Origin of the sequence: Aeromicrobium sp. (assembly GCF_014378035.1) — a bacterium.
Taxonomy (GTDB): domain Bacteria; phylum Actinomycetota; class Actinomycetes; order Propionibacteriales; family Nocardioidaceae; genus Aeromicrobium.
This window is the reverse complement of the sequence record NZ_JACMOM010000124.1, coordinates 1-15656: the sequence shown is the minus strand read 5'-3', so window position 1 is coordinate 15656 and position 15656 is coordinate 1. Positions and strand designations below refer to the sequence as shown.

General features: G+C 66.7%; 20 protein-coding genes and 1 pseudogene. 8 read left to right on the top strand and 13 right to left on the bottom strand.

The window, feature by feature from the left end; all coding sequences use genetic code 11:
- Together H7290_RS06245 and H7290_RS06240 are read left to right on the top strand one after the other, a co-directional pair.
- A partial coding sequence (locus H7290_RS06245) for a type II toxin-antitoxin system PemK/MazF family toxin (RefSeq protein ID WP_290513158.1) occupies positions 1–303 on the top strand: 303 nt, incomplete at its 5' end.
- Positions 304–530: 227 nt separating this feature from the next.
- A complete protein-coding gene (locus tag H7290_RS06240) occupies positions 531–992 on the top strand; it encodes an SRPBCC domain-containing protein (protein WP_290513157.1) in 462 nt (153 codons plus the stop codon).
- Between the two features lie 261 nt (positions 993–1253).
- On the opposite strand, the gene H7290_RS06235 is transcribed toward H7290_RS06240, so the two are convergent.
- The 5 genes from H7290_RS06235 to H7290_RS06215 all read right to left on the bottom strand — a co-directional run bounded on the left by H7290_RS06235 (position 1254) and on the right by H7290_RS06215 (position 5144).
- Positions 1254–1607: a VOC family protein gene (locus H7290_RS06235; protein WP_290513156.1), complete on the bottom strand. Its 354-nt coding sequence runs from the start codon at positions 1605–1607 to the stop codon at positions 1254–1256.
- Between the two features lie 657 nt (positions 1608–2264).
- Positions 2265–2930, bottom strand: a complete 666-nt coding sequence (locus tag H7290_RS06230; RefSeq protein ID WP_290513155.1) for a TetR family transcriptional regulator — start codon at positions 2928–2930, stop codon at positions 2265–2267.
- Entirely contained in the window at positions 2927–3655 is a 729-nt protein-coding gene (locus H7290_RS06225) for an ABC transporter permease (protein ID WP_290513154.1), read from the bottom strand. The genes H7290_RS06230 and H7290_RS06225 overlap by 4 nt, the downstream gene beginning before the upstream one ends.
- Positions 3652–4371, bottom strand: a complete 720-nt coding sequence (locus H7290_RS06220) for an ABC transporter ATP-binding protein (RefSeq protein WP_290513153.1) — start codon at positions 4369–4371, stop codon at positions 3652–3654. The genes H7290_RS06225 and H7290_RS06220 overlap by 4 nt, the downstream gene beginning before the upstream one ends.
- Positions 4372–4706: 335 nt before the next feature.
- Complete coding sequence (locus tag H7290_RS06215) at positions 4707–5144, bottom strand: DUF1579 family protein (protein WP_290513152.1); 438 nt, start codon at positions 5142–5144, stop codon at positions 4707–4709.
- Positions 5145–5306: 162 nt separating this feature from the next.
- Here H7290_RS06215 and H7290_RS06210 point away from each other — a divergent pair, with 162 nt between their 5' ends.
- The gene (locus H7290_RS06210; RefSeq protein ID WP_290513151.1) at positions 5307–5843 is read left to right on the top strand and encodes an alpha/beta hydrolase; all 537 of its coding nucleotides are present in this window, start codon (positions 5307–5309) and stop codon (positions 5841–5843) included.
- A 197-nt stretch (positions 5844–6040) separates the two neighbouring features.
- Here H7290_RS06210 and H7290_RS06205 read toward each other — a convergent pair whose 3' ends face one another.
- Complete coding sequence (locus tag H7290_RS06205) at positions 6041–6856, bottom strand: class I SAM-dependent methyltransferase (RefSeq protein ID WP_290513150.1); 816 nt, start codon at positions 6854–6856, stop codon at positions 6041–6043.
- A 227-nt stretch (positions 6857–7083) separates the two neighbouring features.
- Between H7290_RS06205 and H7290_RS06200 the strand changes: the two are divergent.
- A pseudogene (locus tag H7290_RS06200) lies at positions 7084–7827 on the top strand (class I SAM-dependent methyltransferase); the annotation flags it as partial.
- 81 nt (positions 7828–7908) lie between these two features.
- Here the strand turns inward: H7290_RS06200 and H7290_RS06195 are convergent.
- Complete coding sequence (locus tag H7290_RS06195; protein WP_290513149.1) at positions 7909–8346, bottom strand: VOC family protein; 438 nt, start codon at positions 8344–8346, stop codon at positions 7909–7911.
- Positions 8347–8581: 235 nt separating this feature from the next.
- Between H7290_RS06195 and H7290_RS06190 the strand changes: the two genes are divergently transcribed.
- Complete coding sequence (locus H7290_RS06190) at positions 8582–9373, top strand: DUF3626 domain-containing protein (RefSeq protein ID WP_290513148.1); 792 nt, start codon at positions 8582–8584, stop codon at positions 9371–9373.
- Here H7290_RS06190 and H7290_RS06185 read toward each other — a convergent pair.
- Genes H7290_RS06185 through H7290_RS06165 form a run of 5 tightly spaced genes read right to left on the bottom strand, consistent with a single transcriptional unit; the run spans position 9327 to position 13719 of the window.
- A complete protein-coding gene (locus H7290_RS06185) occupies positions 9327–9914 on the bottom strand; it encodes a VOC family protein (RefSeq protein ID WP_290513147.1) in 588 nt (195 codons plus the stop codon). The two genes, H7290_RS06190 and H7290_RS06185, sit on opposite strands and share 47 nt — an antisense overlap.
- Before the next feature lie 26 nt (positions 9915–9940).
- A complete protein-coding gene (locus H7290_RS06180; RefSeq protein WP_290513146.1) occupies positions 9941–10840 on the bottom strand; it encodes an ATP-binding cassette domain-containing protein in 900 nt (299 codons plus the stop codon).
- Positions 10841–10889: 49 nt separating this feature from the next.
- Positions 10890–11255 carry a hypothetical protein gene (locus H7290_RS06175; protein ID WP_290513145.1) on the bottom strand — a complete coding sequence of 122 codons (366 nt, stop codon included), beginning with the start codon at positions 11253–11255 and terminating at the stop codon, positions 10890–10892.
- Complete coding sequence (locus H7290_RS06170; RefSeq protein ID WP_290513144.1) at positions 11240–12202, bottom strand: hypothetical protein; 963 nt, start codon at positions 12200–12202, stop codon at positions 11240–11242. The genes H7290_RS06175 and H7290_RS06170 overlap by 16 nt, the downstream gene beginning before the upstream one ends.
- Entirely contained in the window at positions 12199–13719 is a 1521-nt protein-coding gene (locus H7290_RS06165; protein ID WP_290513143.1) for an MFS transporter, read from the bottom strand. The genes H7290_RS06170 and H7290_RS06165 overlap by 4 nt, the downstream gene beginning before the upstream one ends.
- Positions 13720–13786: 67 nt before the next feature.
- Here H7290_RS06165 and H7290_RS21285 point away from each other — a divergent pair, with 67 nt between their 5' ends.
- The 3 genes from H7290_RS21285 (at position 13787) to H7290_RS06155 (ending at position 15232) form a co-directional block, all read left to right on the top strand.
- Positions 13787–14098, top strand: coding sequence for an HTH domain-containing protein (locus H7290_RS21285; protein WP_366927602.1), 312 nt, complete (start codon positions 13787–13789; stop codon positions 14096–14098).
- A 76-nt stretch (positions 14099–14174) separates the two neighbouring features.
- The gene (locus H7290_RS21280; RefSeq protein ID WP_366927603.1) at positions 14175–14900 is read left to right on the top strand and encodes a WYL domain-containing protein; all 726 of its coding nucleotides are present in this window, start codon (positions 14175–14177) and stop codon (positions 14898–14900) included.
- Between the two features lie 92 nt (positions 14901–14992).
- Positions 14993–15232, top strand: a complete 240-nt coding sequence (locus tag H7290_RS06155; protein WP_290513141.1) for a hypothetical protein — start codon at positions 14993–14995, stop codon at positions 15230–15232.
- Positions 15233–15288: 56 nt separating this feature from the next.
- Here the strand turns inward: H7290_RS06155 and H7290_RS06150 are convergent.
- A partial coding sequence (locus H7290_RS06150; RefSeq protein ID WP_290513140.1) for an ATP-binding protein occupies positions 15289–15656 on the bottom strand: 368 nt, incomplete at its 5' end.

Genomic DNA, 15656 nt, shown 5'->3' with positions numbered 1-15656 from the left:
CGAGCGAACTCAATCGCGGCGCGGGTCGGCCGCGGAGTGGTCACAGTAGTACCGGTCACCAGCAACACCGACCGGATCTTCCCGTCCCAGACATTCCTGCCCGCTGCCGCGACCGGCCTCCGGCAGGACTCCAAGGCCCAGGCCGAGCAGGTCCGCTCGATCGCAGTCGAGCGGCTCGGCGCGGTCCTCGGGCGAGCCTCCAGCCGACGTCATGGCGCACCTCGGCGACGCACCGCGCCTCCACCTGCAACTGTAGGGACCGCATGCCAGATGGGGATCCCGTTGTGGTCACGCTTCGCGTGACGATCCGGCTGTGGCACGCTTCGCGAGGCCATCGCCTTGTGGCCTTCCTCGGCCGGGCACCGAGGCACTGGCGGTCGGGAAGTTCTAGAAACCCCTCGCCCGTCACTCACCTGACGTCATCGTCAATGACTCCTCCACATCCATCTCGCCCAACGGGCTCTCCGCCAGCGAATGGTTGAGGTTGTCAGTCGTCGAGGCAGGCCGGCGAGGTTGGCTAGCGTGGACCCATGTCCCTTGGTGAGATTGCTAGCAACGACCACACCCTCGTCCTCACGTGGCAGGTGGCCTGCGATCTGGGAAAGACGTGGGACGCCATCACGGATCCAGGATCGGTCGCTCAGTGGCTGGGGACCGTCATCGAGGGCGATCTCGGCACCGCTGACCATGTCGTCATCGACCACGGGGATGGCTACCTGTGCAGTTCGGTGCTGCGACATCGCGACCGTCCCCGCGTCATCGAGTTCACTTGGAGCTTCCCCGACGAGCCGACTTCCATGGTGAAGATCACCCTCGAAGACGCGGGGGACGAGACCACGCTCCGTCTCGTGCACGAAGGCCTGGGGCCGCTACTTCCGTCCTATCGCGTGGGGTGGTGCGTGCACCTGACGTACTTGGAGGCGGCGGTGTTGGGGCAGCCGCTGCCTCCCGCGATGTTTTGGAACCTCCACGAGACGCTCACAAAGCTCTAGTCCCGCCATGCCCTGGCCGTTTGCCCGGAGAACGCGACGACCACGCAGGAAGCGCGTCCCACAGGACCAACCCCGTGCGGCGCCCCCCGGCCCGCCATCGGTGAAGGCGACGTCGTCCCGCAGGGAGTCCCCTTCCGGGTTGCGGTGAAAGGGCGGAGGTCCCGTCCGAGTTCGCGAGGTCCTCGACGCCGCACGGACGAAGCCCGTACGCGGTGGCTGTGGCTGGGCGCAGCCACAGCTCCTTGACCGGCGCCTCCCGGGTCAGTCGTGGTGCTGCACGACGTTGAGGACGTTGCCGTCCGGAGCCCGGACGAAGAAGCGGGTCACGCCCCATTCCTCGGTGGTCAGCGGATGCACGATCTCGTAACCGCGCTCCTGTGCCTGGGCATAGGCAGCCTCGACGTCGTCGACCTTGACCGAGATCACCGGGTCCTCAGGGGCGGTGACGTCGCGGGTCATCAACTGGAGGGTGATCCCGGTGTCCGGGGAGGTGTAGCGCGCCACCCAGCCCAGGTTGAATTCCTCCTCGGTGAGCCCGAGGTAGTCGGTGTAGAACCCCCTGGCTGCCTTGAGATCGGTCACGTGAAGGTCGGCGATGATCTGCGTGACGCGCATGCGCTGCTCCTGGTCGTCGGTCAGTGCTCACGATCATCGCTCGTCACCCGCCCAAGCCGCCAGCTCTGGCCGCTTCGAGCCCCCTTTGGCCGCACGCGAGGTCCGGAGAGGATCCCTTGTGGGACGAGCTCGGCTCCATGATTTTTCCGTCTGGATCGTGGCCGTAGGGCGTTCCTCATTCGGAGAGCGGCCAGTCGTGCGAGAGCTTCGGCGAAGTCGGACGGGTTCGGGTGGCCGAAGCTGAGCCGGGAGATCCGGTCGTCCTCACCAAACCACGATGCTGGGGCCACCGTGCGTCGCGAGCGGCTAGCTGTCGATAGAACGCGGGGACGTCTTCGTCCGCGAACCGGGTGATGGAGACCCGAAGGCAGCACATTGCGCCGCCGTCGGGGCGGACGAGGTCGAGGGGTTAGTCGCTCACCTAGTCACTGAGCTCGCTCAGCGCTGGTCCGAGCAGTTGGGCTCGGGAGCGGAGGACGCGATCTCTGACGCGTAGCAAGGGCCGGGAGCGGTATTAGGGGCTCATCGGCGGCGAGCACTCGGGCCACAGGGTCGGCCCCGACGATGACCCTGGCCCACTGCGGCGCGTTGTCGCCGCCCTCGATGTCTAATTTTTGCCTCGCCTCGTCGGCCATCCGAGTCGCGCGCTCACTCAGCTCATCGCCGTACTTCCTCGGTGCTGCCACAACTCTCATCCTCCATGGATTGAGAGCCTCCGTCAGAGGGGCGATTCAACATGAGCCACTGGAGCGCGGGCCCATACAGTCGGGCAACGGTTTCGGCTGAGGCGTCGACAACGGGCTCGAGCCGCGCGACGTAGCGGAGCGACGCCAAACCGATCAGCTGGGATGCGATCAGCGTCGCGCGAAGCTCCGCATCGTCGCCGCCGATCCGGTCGCTCAACCGCGTCACGATGACGTTGCGTACGACTTGCAGGATCGGTGTCGCGGCCGGATCGCCGGTTCCCAGCGTCGTGCGTATGAGGGCGCTGAACACATCGCGATGCGGGTCCCAGGAGTCGAGGAAGGTGCGGATGAGCCGGGTGCCCATGTCCTCGAGCGGGCCGTCGAAAACCGTCTCAATCCTCTCCAGCGGGTTGACCGGCAGCTCCATCGTCGCGACGACGAGGCCCGCCTTGTCCCCGAAATAGTGGCTGATCAGGCTTGGGTCGACGCCGGCGTCACGGGCGATACCGCGCATCGACGAGCCGGCGAAGCCTTTGGCGGCCAGATGTTCTCGGGCGACGGCAAGGATCCGCTCCCGGGTGTCCTCGCAGGCGCTGCCCGATGGGCGGCCGCGACCACGCCCTTGCGCCGTTGTCACGCGGTCCGGCGGCGCAGGGTTAAGGAGGCGAGTGCGATTGCGGCCGCGAAGCACCCGATGAGCACGGCGAGGTCGACCCACATGTCCGAGCTCATGCTTGGGGTGAGTATGGCGAGGGTCAAGGCGTCGGTCGCATAGCTCAGGGGCATCACATTCGAGGCCCACTCAAGGACCTGCGCCATCGACTCGCGCGGCGCGATCAGGCCGCACAGCAGGATCTGCGGTATGACGACCAGGGGCATGAACTGGACGGCCTGGAACTCGGTCGTGGCGAAGGCCGACATGAGCAGTCCCAGGGCAGTGCCGAGGACAGCGTTGACGACTGCGAACAGGATCACGACCCATGGCGTCATGACGTTCATGTCGAGGAGCCAGATCGCGACGACCGAGCTGACGAGGGACTGCACCAGGGCCGCGAGGCCGAAGGCGATGCCGTAGCCGAGGATCAGCTCGCCGCGTTTCAACGGTGTGGTCAGGAGTCGCTCGAGCGTGCCCGAGGTGCGCTCGCGGACCATCGTGACCGAGGTCAGCAGGAACATGATCACGAACGGGAAGATGCCGAGCATCTGCGGCCCGATGCGGCTGAACGTCGTGGGATTGCCATCGAACACGTACTTGAACAGCAGGAGCAACAGCGAGGGCAGCACAACGATCAGGGCGAGGCTGCGGTGATCGTGGCTGAGCTGCTGGAGGACGCGCTTGGCGGTGGCGAATGTGCGGGTCATGCGACTTCCCTTTCGGCCAGGACCAGGAAGGCTCGTTCGAGGTCGTCCTCGCCGGACTGCGAGCGGAGCCCATCGGGTGTGGCGTCGGCGACGAGCTTTCCACCGCGCATCAGCAGGACGCGATCGCAGCGACCGGCCTCGTCCATGACGTGGCTCGACACAAGGAGGGTCTTGCCGTCGGCGGCGAGGCCCGCGAAGAGTTTCCACAGATCGCGGCGCAGCATCGGATCGAGCCCAACGGTCGGTTCGTCGAGTAGGTAGACATCGGGATCGGCCAGCAGTGAGGCGGCGAGCGAGACCCTGGTGCGCTGACCGCCGGAGAGGTTCCCGGTCAGCGACCGCGTGTCGGCCTTCATACCCACGTTGGCGATCGCCTCGGTAATAGCTGCGGCGTCTTGTCCGGCAAGCGCGGCGAAGTACTGGAGGTTCTGGTTGACCGTCAGGTCTGGGTAGACCGACGAGGACTGCGTCACGTAGCCGACCTTCCGACGCGTTGTGACGGTGCCTGCTGGGCTACCCAGCACAGTCACGCGACCGGACTTGATGATCTGGATGCCGACGATCGCGCGGATCAATGTGGTCTTGCCGCACCCGCTCGGGCCTAGCAGGCCGGTGACGGAGCCGGTTGGAATCGCGGTAGTGAGTCCGGGGATGACGAGCTTGTCGCCGCGGACCACGATTAGGTCCTCGGCCTCAATGGCCACTATATTCAACATGCGTTGAATATAGTGCGCGATCCGTAAGGCGTCCACCCGGGCAGCTACCAGGCGACGACTCGGAGCGCCGCTTGTCAGGGTTGACCGCCCAAGCGTTCGCTGACGGACATCACGTAGTCGTCGCGACCTGGCGGGCCGGAGACGTTCCCGGTCCCCTGGGACCGGCTCATGGCCGTCACGGCCGATGCTTACTTCGCCGCGGACGTCGATCGGATCGTCGGGCCCCTGCGGTGCGCGCTGAGAATGATGGAGGCCGATGTCGCGGCCGGCGATGCCTGTGCCCAGTGCGGCCGGCATCCCGACGAGCGCTCCGATCTGCGACACGGCGCGAAAGCTCAATCGATCCGCGTGGCAGTGCGATCGCAGAGTGGCAGCCAGGTATCGCCGGGTTTCCACTCCCAGGAGATGTCTTGGGTCAGGCCGTCCACACTGAACGCGTACGTGGCCCGCTCGTGCTCGCCTGTGAGCGTCCAGGTCTGGTCCTCGACCGTCATCGTGTAGTCCCTGGCGAAGCCGTGATTCTCTACGGATCGAGCGAAGTAGCGCTCGGCTTCCGCGTCCCATCCCAACAGACTCAGTGTGTCAAAGGGGCCGTTGGCACGCTCGTCCTGCACCACGAAATACTCTCCGGAGTGCCATCGCGCGGTGTGGTTGCTTCGCCAGGCTGTCGCTCCAGCATGCGGGTTGCTAGCCGACTGATCTTTGCCACCGTAGGAGGTGCCCTCGGCGTGCCAGTCGCCGAGGAAAGCGGCCAATGCCTCGTGTTTGTCCATCGTTGGAGCCTAATACGCGGCGCTACGGTGTTCCGAAGAGCGATCCGCTGGCGGTGATCGAAGTCAGCGGCGACCTAGCGGGCGCTTTACATTGTTCGAACCGCTCACCGCGGTTCTGAAGCTCCAACGAAGCCTTCCATAGCACCACGAAAGGACAACCCCGTGAACCGCAAGGCGATCCTCTTCCACGGAACCGCCGCGCATCCCGACGTCGTATGGCTCCCATGGCTGCGAAAGCGGCTGGCCGAACGCGGCTACGCCGTCGAGGCGCCGCACTATCCCGCCCTGAACCTCGAATCGATCACCACATTCCTGCCGAAGGTCCTGGCCAACCACACGTTCGATGCGAACACCGTGCTTGTCGGCCACTCGGGCGGGGCAGCGCTACTGCTCGCGCTCCTTGAGCACATCGATACGGGCGTGGACCAGGCCATCCTCGTCGCCGGCTACTGCACCCAGCCCAACGCCGAGAACGAACCTGTCCTTCAGGACGCCTACGACTGGGCGGCGATACGGGCCAACGTCCGTGACCTGTACTTCATCAACTCCCGCGAGGATCCGTACGGCTGCGACGACAAGCAAGGTCGAGCGATGTTCGAACGGCTCGGCGGCACCCAGATCGTGCGCGACGGCGGCCACTTCGGAGACATCGACCAGCCGTACGAGTCGTTCGAGCTCCTCGCAAGACTGATCGATTGACCCGTACCCGCGCGACTAGTCTCGCGCCTGGGCCGCTGGGTCGACCTGTGTGGCGCGGCAAAGATCCACACGCTGGCACCAGACCAGGTCACAATCCCCTGCGCTGGATTCCTTGCTGGGTCCCGTAGGACGAACCCGTGCGGGACACCAACCACGCCTCAGATCCGAATCCTGCTACTCACCGGTCAGCGTTCGGCTTACGTGAAGGCCGGCGCGGCTCGTCGCCGGGCGACGTGAAGAGCGGCACCCCAGCCGCGACGAAGGCTCCCATCCACTCGTTTTCCAAGCCGGCGACGGATCTCTGAGTAGAGACGGTCTCGCTGCGCTGTCCTCATCGTGATGTGGCCAGAAAAGGTGTCGAGCAGTCTCAGGTAGCCCTCCGCGTTGTACATGACTTCCCAGTCGAACTGGTGCACTACGACGTCGCCGAACAGGCCGCTTCGTTCGATGTCCTCGCGCTCGTCGGGCAACTCGCCCGGCCGCGGGTAGACCGCACCTTCCGGCAGACCCGCGCCAATCTCTTCGTAGACCTCTTGCAACTCAGCGAAGAACGGATCGCCGTCCTTCGGGAAGACGTGGGTGGCGCTCCAGAACGCGAGGTGTCCACCCGGCACGAGCAGTTCCCAGGCACGGCGGTATCGGATCGCCGGGTCGAGCCAGTGCCAAGCCGTGGCCGCGAAAACGAGGTCGAACCGGTCAGCTTTCGGCGCTTCGTATGACTCGAACGCACTGTCGATGACCTCGACGTCTGGGAAGTCCGACAGGTTCAGTCGCGCCGCGGAGGCCAGCGCCGGGCCGGGCTCGACGCAGGTGATGCGAAAGCCGCGGCGCGCGAGGGGCAGCGTCGCCTTACCGGTGGCGCATCCGATTTCCAGCAGCCGGTCGCCTGCATTCAGCTCGGCGGTCTCGATCAGCGCGTCGTACAACGCCGCCGGGTACTCGGGCCGGGCTCGTTGATATAGGTCGGCAGCCGAGTCGAAGCTTGCGCGAAGGTGCCCGCGGTCGTCGCTCATGCTCCGATCATCTCGTTCCCGCGGCGACGCATTGAGGCTGAACACCCGGTCCCGTTCGTCGATCGTCTCGCGGGACAGCTGGCAGTCGTACGGCTTGGTAAGGGTCGGTCAGACTCTCGGAGTCGATGGCACTATTTGATCGTGGACTACGACCAAGCTAGTACCTCGGAAGCGCGTCGCACTACCTTGTCGGGAGGCCGCCGTACTCCGCCAAGCTCGGGGAGGTTCTCGCTCGAGAGTTGGGTTTGGACGGAGCCGGGCACTTGCTGGATGTGGGATGCGGACCGGGTGTCCTTGCGGTCCAGTTGGCGCCGCTGTTCGAGCGGGTGACCGCGATCGATCCCGACCCGGACATGATCGCTGAGGCGCGCCAGCATGCTTCGGACAATGGTGTACCGCTCGATGTGCGCCAGGCGAGAGCCGAGGACATCGGGATGCTCGACCTTTCGCCGATGCGCGTCGTCACGTTCGGTCAGTTCTTCCACCGGGTCGCCCGCACGCCGGTCGCCGAGGCGGTTTATGACCTCGTGGAGCCGGGCAGTGCGCTCGTCCTCATCAGCCACGACCTCGACGCGGGGCCTGCGCCGACCGGCACGGGCGATCCGCCGATTCCTGACCAGGAGGTGCAGGAGCTGATCACGAGCTACCTGGGACCCGATCGCTGGTCGGGCATTCGTCCCGCCAGCAACTACTCGTCGGAACGCTGGGAGGTCTCGCTGGCCAAGACCCGATTCGGGGAGCCGACAGCGGTCCACGCCCCCGGCCGTCTCGACATCACCCGCGACGTCGACGGCGTCATCTCTGGCTACCTGTCGATGTCGTACGCCGCACCGCACCTCTTCGGGGACAGGCTCGGCCAGTTCGTCGACGATCTCAACAGTCTGCTCACCACACGCTCGGAGATGGGACGGTTCTGGGACTGGCCCGGTGACACCGCTGTGCTCAACGCCCGAAAGCCCTACGGCCTCTGAGGGCCCTTGACGACACGCAGGTCCGCTGCTCGTTGAACGATGGTCGCGCGGGACGCGCGCCGGAGCGGGATCGACCTGCGGTCAGCCCTTGTTCAGCTCCTCGGCGAGCATCACGATGATGCCGCTGGGGCCGCGGACATAGGTGAGCTTGTAGACGTCCTCGTAGGTCGCCACGCCGCGCAGCGGGTGGCAGCCGTGCCTCGCGGCGATCTCGAGGGCCTCGTCGATGTCGTCGACCGAGAAGGCGACGCGGTGCATGCCGATCTCGTTAGGCCGGGTGGGCTTCGTCTCGATCGCGTCGGGGTGGATGTACTCGAAGAGCTCAAGGCGCCCATTGCCGTCTGGCGTCTGGAGCATGGCGATGTTGGCGTGGTTGCCGTCGAGGCCGACGGCGGTGTCGGTCCACTCGCCACTGACCGTGTCACGGCCGAGGACGGACAGCCCGAGATCGGTGAAGAAGGCGATCGCGGGTTCGAGGTCGCGGACGGCGATACCGACGTTCTCCAGTTTGATGGGCATGCATTGCACGCTACCGATTCGGGGCGATCGGTTCAGGTCTGCGGGCTGCCGGTTCTCGCTCAGCCGGCCCTAGAACCATTCCGCAGAATCAACGTCGCGTCAGTCAGTCAGGCACTGAACGCCGCAGCGCAAGGTTGTGCGGAGCGGCTTGGGCCTGAGCGCCGATCGCCGATCGCTGACTGGTCTGTTCCCGTTGGGCGATCGGCTTGCGGTCGGCGGTGACTACGCTGAGGTCGTGGCGTCGCGGATCGTATTGCACTTCCACCCGGGTCGGGGGTTCGACAGTGGCACTGTGCTCGAGGCGATCGCAGTGTCCGGCATGTATTTCAGCCAGTGGCAGACCGGCACGTCCAATGGTGGTCTCACGGCCCATCCGGGCGGCGACCGCTGGAGTTGGGAGAGCAGGATCTTCGAGGGACGGTACGACGACGCGGTCCCTGCGGCCCGGCCCGTGTACGGCGCCTGGAACCGCCACGACGACCCCTACGGCGCGTCGCCGCGGTTCGGCTCGGCGTATCTGAGGTTGCGGCCAGAGGTGGTCGAACGTGCGACCTTCTGCTGGCCCGACAGTGCCTACGAACCGCAGGCGGTCGGCGGCCCGGAGCGGCTTGAGGAGCTGTGCCAGATGGCCGACGCCAAGATCCTCGATCCAAGCGGCCTGCCCGACTCTGCCGCTGACCTGCCGCTCGACGACCCTCTCAACGACTACGTCGAGGCGCACGTTCACGGCGCGCTAGTGATCGGGCGGGATGTCGAGGCGTTGGTCCTCGACCCCACTGATCGTGAAGAACATGCAGAGGTCCTCGTCCGGCTCAGTTGCCCAGTCGAGGAGCACCCGGGCTACCGCGTCACGGCAGACGCGATCGACGCCGGCTACCGCGGCCCCGCGCCGGTGCGGCTGGCTCGTCAGCTCGGCGGTGAGATCACCCCGGCAAGACTGGCGGCGGCGTCCCGGGCCGGAGACCACGATCCTCAGGCGGTCAAGTGGTTGTGGCACTGCCTGGCCCGGTTCGGCCAACGGGCGTGACGCTCGGCGGATCGGCAATGGGTTCAGGATCGGCACGTGGAGCGTGCCACAGGAGGATCGGCTTGCGAAACGAAAGCGCTCGCGATGCAGCCAGGCCGGGTTCTACGTTGCTGTAACGAAGCCCCGAGTGCTTACTGGGTATGCGGGTGGTGGCAGACGGCTCGAGGTCGATGCCGTGGGGGTCGGTGACGAATCCGCCGTAGTAATCGTCGTGGTACTCGGGATGGACTGCGGGGGCCTCGCGTGAGGTGGCGAGGGCGGCGGTGTAGAAGGTGTGGACGTCGTCGCGGGTGTCGACGGTGAAGGCCAGGTGCATGTTGGTGCCGACGGTGCCGTGGTCGACGAGCCAGAAGTAGGGCTTGCTGTCTGGCCAGCCGAAGCCGGTCATGGCGGGCATGTCTTGGTCGGGTTGGGCGGGGATCTCGAGCATTTTGGTGATCCCTATGGCGGCGAGCACCGGCTCGTAGAAGTTGACGGCTGTCTCGAGTTCGGGGACTGCGATGTTGAGGTGGTCGATGCGGGAGCCGGATCTGTCGGGCATGGTGGTTCTCCTTCTTGGTGGGTGGGTCAGGCGTGGCTGGCGCGCAGTGCGCGTCCGGTGTGGGTCTTGGCCCGGGTCAGGTCGGCGGGGGTGCCTTCGAAGACGACGCTGCCACCGTCGTGGCCGGCGTCGTGGCCGAGGTCGATCACCCAGTCGGAGCGTGCGATGAGGTCGCGGTGATGGTCGGCGACGATGACGCTGGCGCCGCCCTCGATGAGGGACTCGCAGACCCCAACGAGATTGTCGACGTCAGCGAGGTGGAGGCCGTTGGTGGGTTCGTCGAGGACGTAGACCGGGGCCTGTCGTCCCATTTCGATCGCCAGGCGCCGGCGTTGTCGTTCTCCGCCAGACAGGTCGGTCAGGGGTTGGCCCAAGTGGATGTAGCCGATACCGACGTCGGTAAGCCGGTTGAGGATGTCGGCTGCTGGGGAGTCGCTGAAGAAGCCGGCCGCGGTCTCGATAGCCATGTCGAGGACGTCGGCGATGGTCTTCTTGCGCAGGGTGTGACTCAGGGCCTCCTGTTGGAAGCGGGCGCCTTGGCAGCTGGCGCAGGTGGCCGTGACGTCGTCCCCGAGCGGGGTGGGGGTGAAGGTGACGCCGAGGCCGGCACAATTGGCGCACGCTCCGGCGGAGTTGGGGCTGAACAGGTTGGCCTTGACGTTGTTGGCGGCGGCGAACTCGGCTCGGATGTCGTCGAGGGCACCGGAGTAGGTGGCCGGGCTGGAGCGGCGTGAGCCGCGGATAGGGGTCTGGTCGAGGACCGCGACCTTCTCGTTGCGGGGCAGGCAGGCCAGCAGGGAGGTCTTGCCGGCTCCGGCGACGCCGGTGATGGCGACCAGGCAGCCCAGTGGCACGTCGACGGTGACGTCTCGGAGGTTGTTGCGTGCAGCGTGGTCGATGCAGAGCGTTCCGGTGGGTGTGCGCACGTCGGTCTTGATCGGCTGCCGACGGGTGAGGTAATGCCCTGTCAGAGTGTCAGCGCGGTTGAAGTGCCTTGGGTGTCCCTTGGAAGACGATGCGTCCGTCGTGGAGTCCGGCGTGGGGTCCGAGGTCGATGATGTGGTCGGCGGCGCGGATGACGTCGGGGTGGTGCTCGACGACCAGAACGTTGTTTCCCTTGTCGCGCAGCCGGTGTAGCAGTTCGATGACGCGGCTGCTGTCGTGGGGGTGGAGTCCGGCGGCGGGTTCGTCGAAGACGTAAGTGAGCTCAGTGAGCGCGGAGTCCAGGTGGAGGACGGTTCGGATGCGTTGGGCCTCCCCGCCCGACAAGGTGCCGGTGGTGCGGTCCAGGCTGAGGTAGCCAAGCCCGATGTTGGCCATGTTGCCTAGGGCGGAGACCACGCTTCTGTGCAGGGGACGAAGGTGTGTCGGTAGGTCAAGCTTCTTGAGCCAGTCCGCGAGGTCGCTTGCTTGCATGGCGCAGGCGTCGGCCAGGTTGTGTCCGTCGATCTGGCACTCCCGGGCTTCGGCGTTGACTCGGCTGCCTTGGCAGCTGCGCAGGGTTCGACAGTGGCGGCGTCTTGGACCGCGGCCCGGAGCCGGGGTTTGAGTGACTCCTCGCTCTTGCTCAGATATAGGCGCTCGATCTTGGTTAGGACTCCCTCGTAGGCCATGGGGTGGGAGCCGGTGTCCACGCTCGGGCCGGTGCCGGTGAGCAGCTTCTTCCGTTGCGCCGCCGTGTAGCGCCCGACCGGCAGGTCGTTGTCGAAGAGACCCGAGCGGGCGTAGACCTTCCAGAACAACGAGTCAACGCCGAAGTTGGGAAAGGTGATCGCGCCGTCATTGAGCGATAGGGCCTGGTCCAGGATTTGGTGCACATCGAGGGTCGCCTGCTGGCCGGTCCCTTCACAGGCCGGGCACGCTCCTGAGGGGTCGTTGAACGATAGTGCGAGCGGTCCCGGCACGGTCGGTGTGCCGTGCTGGGCGAAGAGGATTCGGAGGCCGCCGACGGTGTCGGTGGCGGTGCCGACCGTCGAGCGAGGGTTCGCGCCCATCGGTGTCTGGTTGACCACGATGGCGGCGCTGAGGTGCTCTAGTTGGTCGACGTCGGGACGCGGGAGGTGGGGCATCAGGTTCTGCACGAAGGCCGGGTAGGTCTCGTTGAGCATCCGCTGGGACTCCGCCGCGACGGTGTCGAAGGCCAGCGAGGATTTGCCCGATCCCGAGACGCCGGTGAAGACGACGAGCTTGCGCTTGGGAATGTCCACGTCCACACCGCGCAGGTTGTCCACCCGCGCCCCGCGCACGACGATCGCCCGGGCGTAATCGGTTCGGCGATCGGTGGTCATGCGGGCGCTCCTGTCTCATTCCCCGGCACGTCGGCGGTCGAAGGATCTTCGCCGGGCTCGGCTGCCGCCGCCTTGGGAAGCAGCAACATGAGCATGGCGGCCAGCACGTAGAGACCGATCTCGACCAAGATCACCGCAGCGAAGGCGTCGCCGAACACGCCCAGCCGTGAGCTGCCCGCTCCTGGGTTGTCCAGGGCAGCGAAGAAGATGGTTCCCAAGACGGCGATGCCGGCGGCGGCCCCGATCTGAATCGCGGTCGAGAGCACACCTCCGGCTGCGCCGGCGTCCTGACTCGGGATGCCGGCCAGCACGACGTTGACCAGGATCGGCGCAGCCAACCCCAATCCGAGACCGCCCACGAACATAGCCGTCGCCAGCATCCAGTAGCCGGGATCTTGACCGTCGCGGACCAGGTACCAGAGCAGCACCTGGGAGGTGGCCAGGATCAACGACCCGCTGACCAGCAGCGCACGACCGGCTCTGGCGGCCAGCGCAATGCCGACACCAGAGGTGAGGATGGAGCCGATCGCGTAGGGGAGGATGACCAGGCCGGTCTGCCAGGCGGTACGGCCGGTACCGATCTGCAGGTAGATCGAGAGCGTCAAGAACAGCGCACCGATCGCGCCGAAGAAGAACACCGAGGCCAGCAGCCCGGCGGTGAAGCTGCGCACCCGTAGCAGCGCCGGATCCAGAACGGGCTGCCGACCGCGGCGAACCAGCGACCCCTCGTAGCGCAGGAACCCGGCCATCAGCAATGCACCGGCACCCATCAACCCGAAGCCCCACCACGGCCATCCCCAGTCGCGGCCCTGCACGAGAGGAAGCAGCACCAAGAACACCGCGAGGCTGGACAGCGCGGCACCCACCACGTCCAGCACAGCCCGGTGCTCACTCGTGGACTCCGGCAGGACCCTCATGCCGAGCACGAACGCGACGGCGGCAAACGGTACGTTGACCCAGAAGATGGTCCGCCAGCCCAGCCCGAACAGATCAGCCTCGACCAGGAACCCGCCCAGCAGCGGACCAGCCACTGCGGCCAGGCCCTGGACCGCACCGAAGGCGCCGAACGCCTTGGCCATGCCCGCGCGGTCGAAGGAGGAGCGGATGATCCCGAAGACCTGCGGGACCATCAGCCCACCGGCCAGGCCCTGCACGACCCTGGTCGCGATCAACATTTCCGGACTGGTCGCGAGCGCACAGACCCCCGAGGCGACGGCGAAAGCGACGAGACTGGCCAGGAACACCCGGCGCCGGCCGTAGTCGTCGCCGATCCTTCCGCCGGTGATCAGCCCCGATCCCAGCGCGAGCACGTAACTGGCAAGCATCCACTGCAGTTGAGCCTGGCTTGCCTGAAGGTCGGTCGCGATCGCCGGTGCGGCGACAGTGAGGATCGTGGCGTCCAGCAGGTCCATGAATGATGCGAAGAGGATTACGAGCAATGTGATCCCACCGGCCTCGCCGGAGAGTCGCGACGGCGATGCTGCGCTGGCGGGGGGTGGCGTCGTGGTTGCGGTCATGTAGCGACCGTGACAGGGGTAGTGGTCACCGAACGTCCGCTACCTTCAGACGAGGGAGGTGATCGGGATGGCCACGAGCTCCTCGCGGCTCCTCACACTGCTCTCGCTTCTCGGAGCCCGACCGAGTTGGCCGGGTCAAGAGCTTGCCGAGCGGCTTGGTGTCAGCACCCGACCCCTGCGCCGCGACACCAAGGGTTGGGAGAGCTCGGCTACCCCGTCCGCGCGGTCAAGGGCCCAGACGGCGGCTACCGACTCGGCGACAACAGCAAGGCGCCCCCGCTGCTGCTCGACGACGAGCAGGCCATCGCCGTCGCCGTCGCCCTCCAGACCGCTCCCAGCAGCGTGTCTGGCATCGACGACGCGGTCGCCCGGGCTCTGATCAGCATCAAGCAGATCATGTCTGCACGCCTTCGAGCCGAAGCCGATTCAATGAACCTGACGGCCCTACGGAACTACTGGGAGTTCGCCGCGCCACCGATCGCCTCGGAGACGCTCACGGCCGTCGGCTCGGCCGTCCGCCAAGGTCGCATACTGAGTTTCTACTACCTCGCCCCCGACGGCCGCCGCCCCCATCCAAGAGACGCCGATTTTGTGGCGCCGCTTCGAGTCGAGCCTCACCACGTGGTCATCTGGGCCGGCCGCTGGTCCTCGTCGCCTACCGCCCCGACACCAAGGCCTGGGCCATTTACAGCCTCGACCGCATCCACGCCCTGTCACCGACCGGCACCGCGTTTGAGCGACGCGAACTCCCAGACCCCGACGTGGCCCGCTACGTCACGATCACCCACGACCGAGGAGACACCGCGGCGGATTGGCCGTGCCTCGGCACCGTCCTGATGGACCTAACCCCCGAGGTCGTCGCCGAATGGGCGCCGGGCGGCTCAGTCGTCGAATACGTCACCCCCACCCAGGCACGCTTCACCCTCGGCGCCTGGTCCTGGGCCGGTGTCGTCGGCCTGCTTGCCACCTTCGACGCCGACTTCACCGTCATCGAGCCTAGGGAGCTCAAAAGACGCCTGCCGCTCCCTCGCCGAGCGCTACCAACAGGAAGGCCGGTAAGGACCGACACCACCCAGGCAAGCGGAAGAGCACTTACCTGGCCCGCACCGTTGAGGGAACCACGTACGGCGGCATCGGTCGGTCTCGTCGACGCTGTGCGAGGGCACCGGCCATCTCCATAAAGGGATCGCTTCCCGGCGACACCACTGCCATCGGAGTCGAGCGCCTGACCCGCCACCTCGAGCAGCACGTCGCGTGGGGGGCGGAGCTCTCGGTGACCATCGTCGACACTGGCGAGGCCACCCGGACCGAGGCCACCGGCCCGGCGTACGACTCAGCGCGCGCGGCCTTCACGGAGCTCCTCGAGGCGTTCTCGCTGGCTAGCGTGCTGGTCACCGGCGTCGAGGACCCCGACACCCGCGCCCACGGCGCCAACGAGGTCCTGCACCTCGCGGAGTTCGAGCGGGTGGTGCTCGCCGCGACGCTGCTGCTCGCCAGGCTCGGCCAGGGCTGACCGGTCCGGTGGCCGGTCCAGGCCGGGTTCCGCGGGCCGAGCGCAGGCCGCGTGACTCAGGCGGCGGGGACGGTGACCGTGAACGTGCTGCCGCGGCCGAGCTCGGAGGAGACCTCGATCCGCCCGCCGTGCCGCTCCACGATCCGCTTGACGATTGTCAGACCCAGGCCGGTGCCGGGCTCGGCCACCGCCTGTGGGTTGGTGGAGCGGAAGAACTCCTGGAACAGCTTGGCGCGGTCCCCCTCGGAGATCCCGATGCCCTGGTCGGCGCAGCGGAAGACGACGCCGTCGTCGGTGTGCATGAGGGTGAGCGTGACAGTGCGTCCGTCCGCGGTGTACTTGACGGCGTTGCTGACCAGGTTGGCGAGCACGCGGTGCAGCCCGTCGGGGTCGCCGGTCGCGACGATCGGTGTGTCGGGCGCCT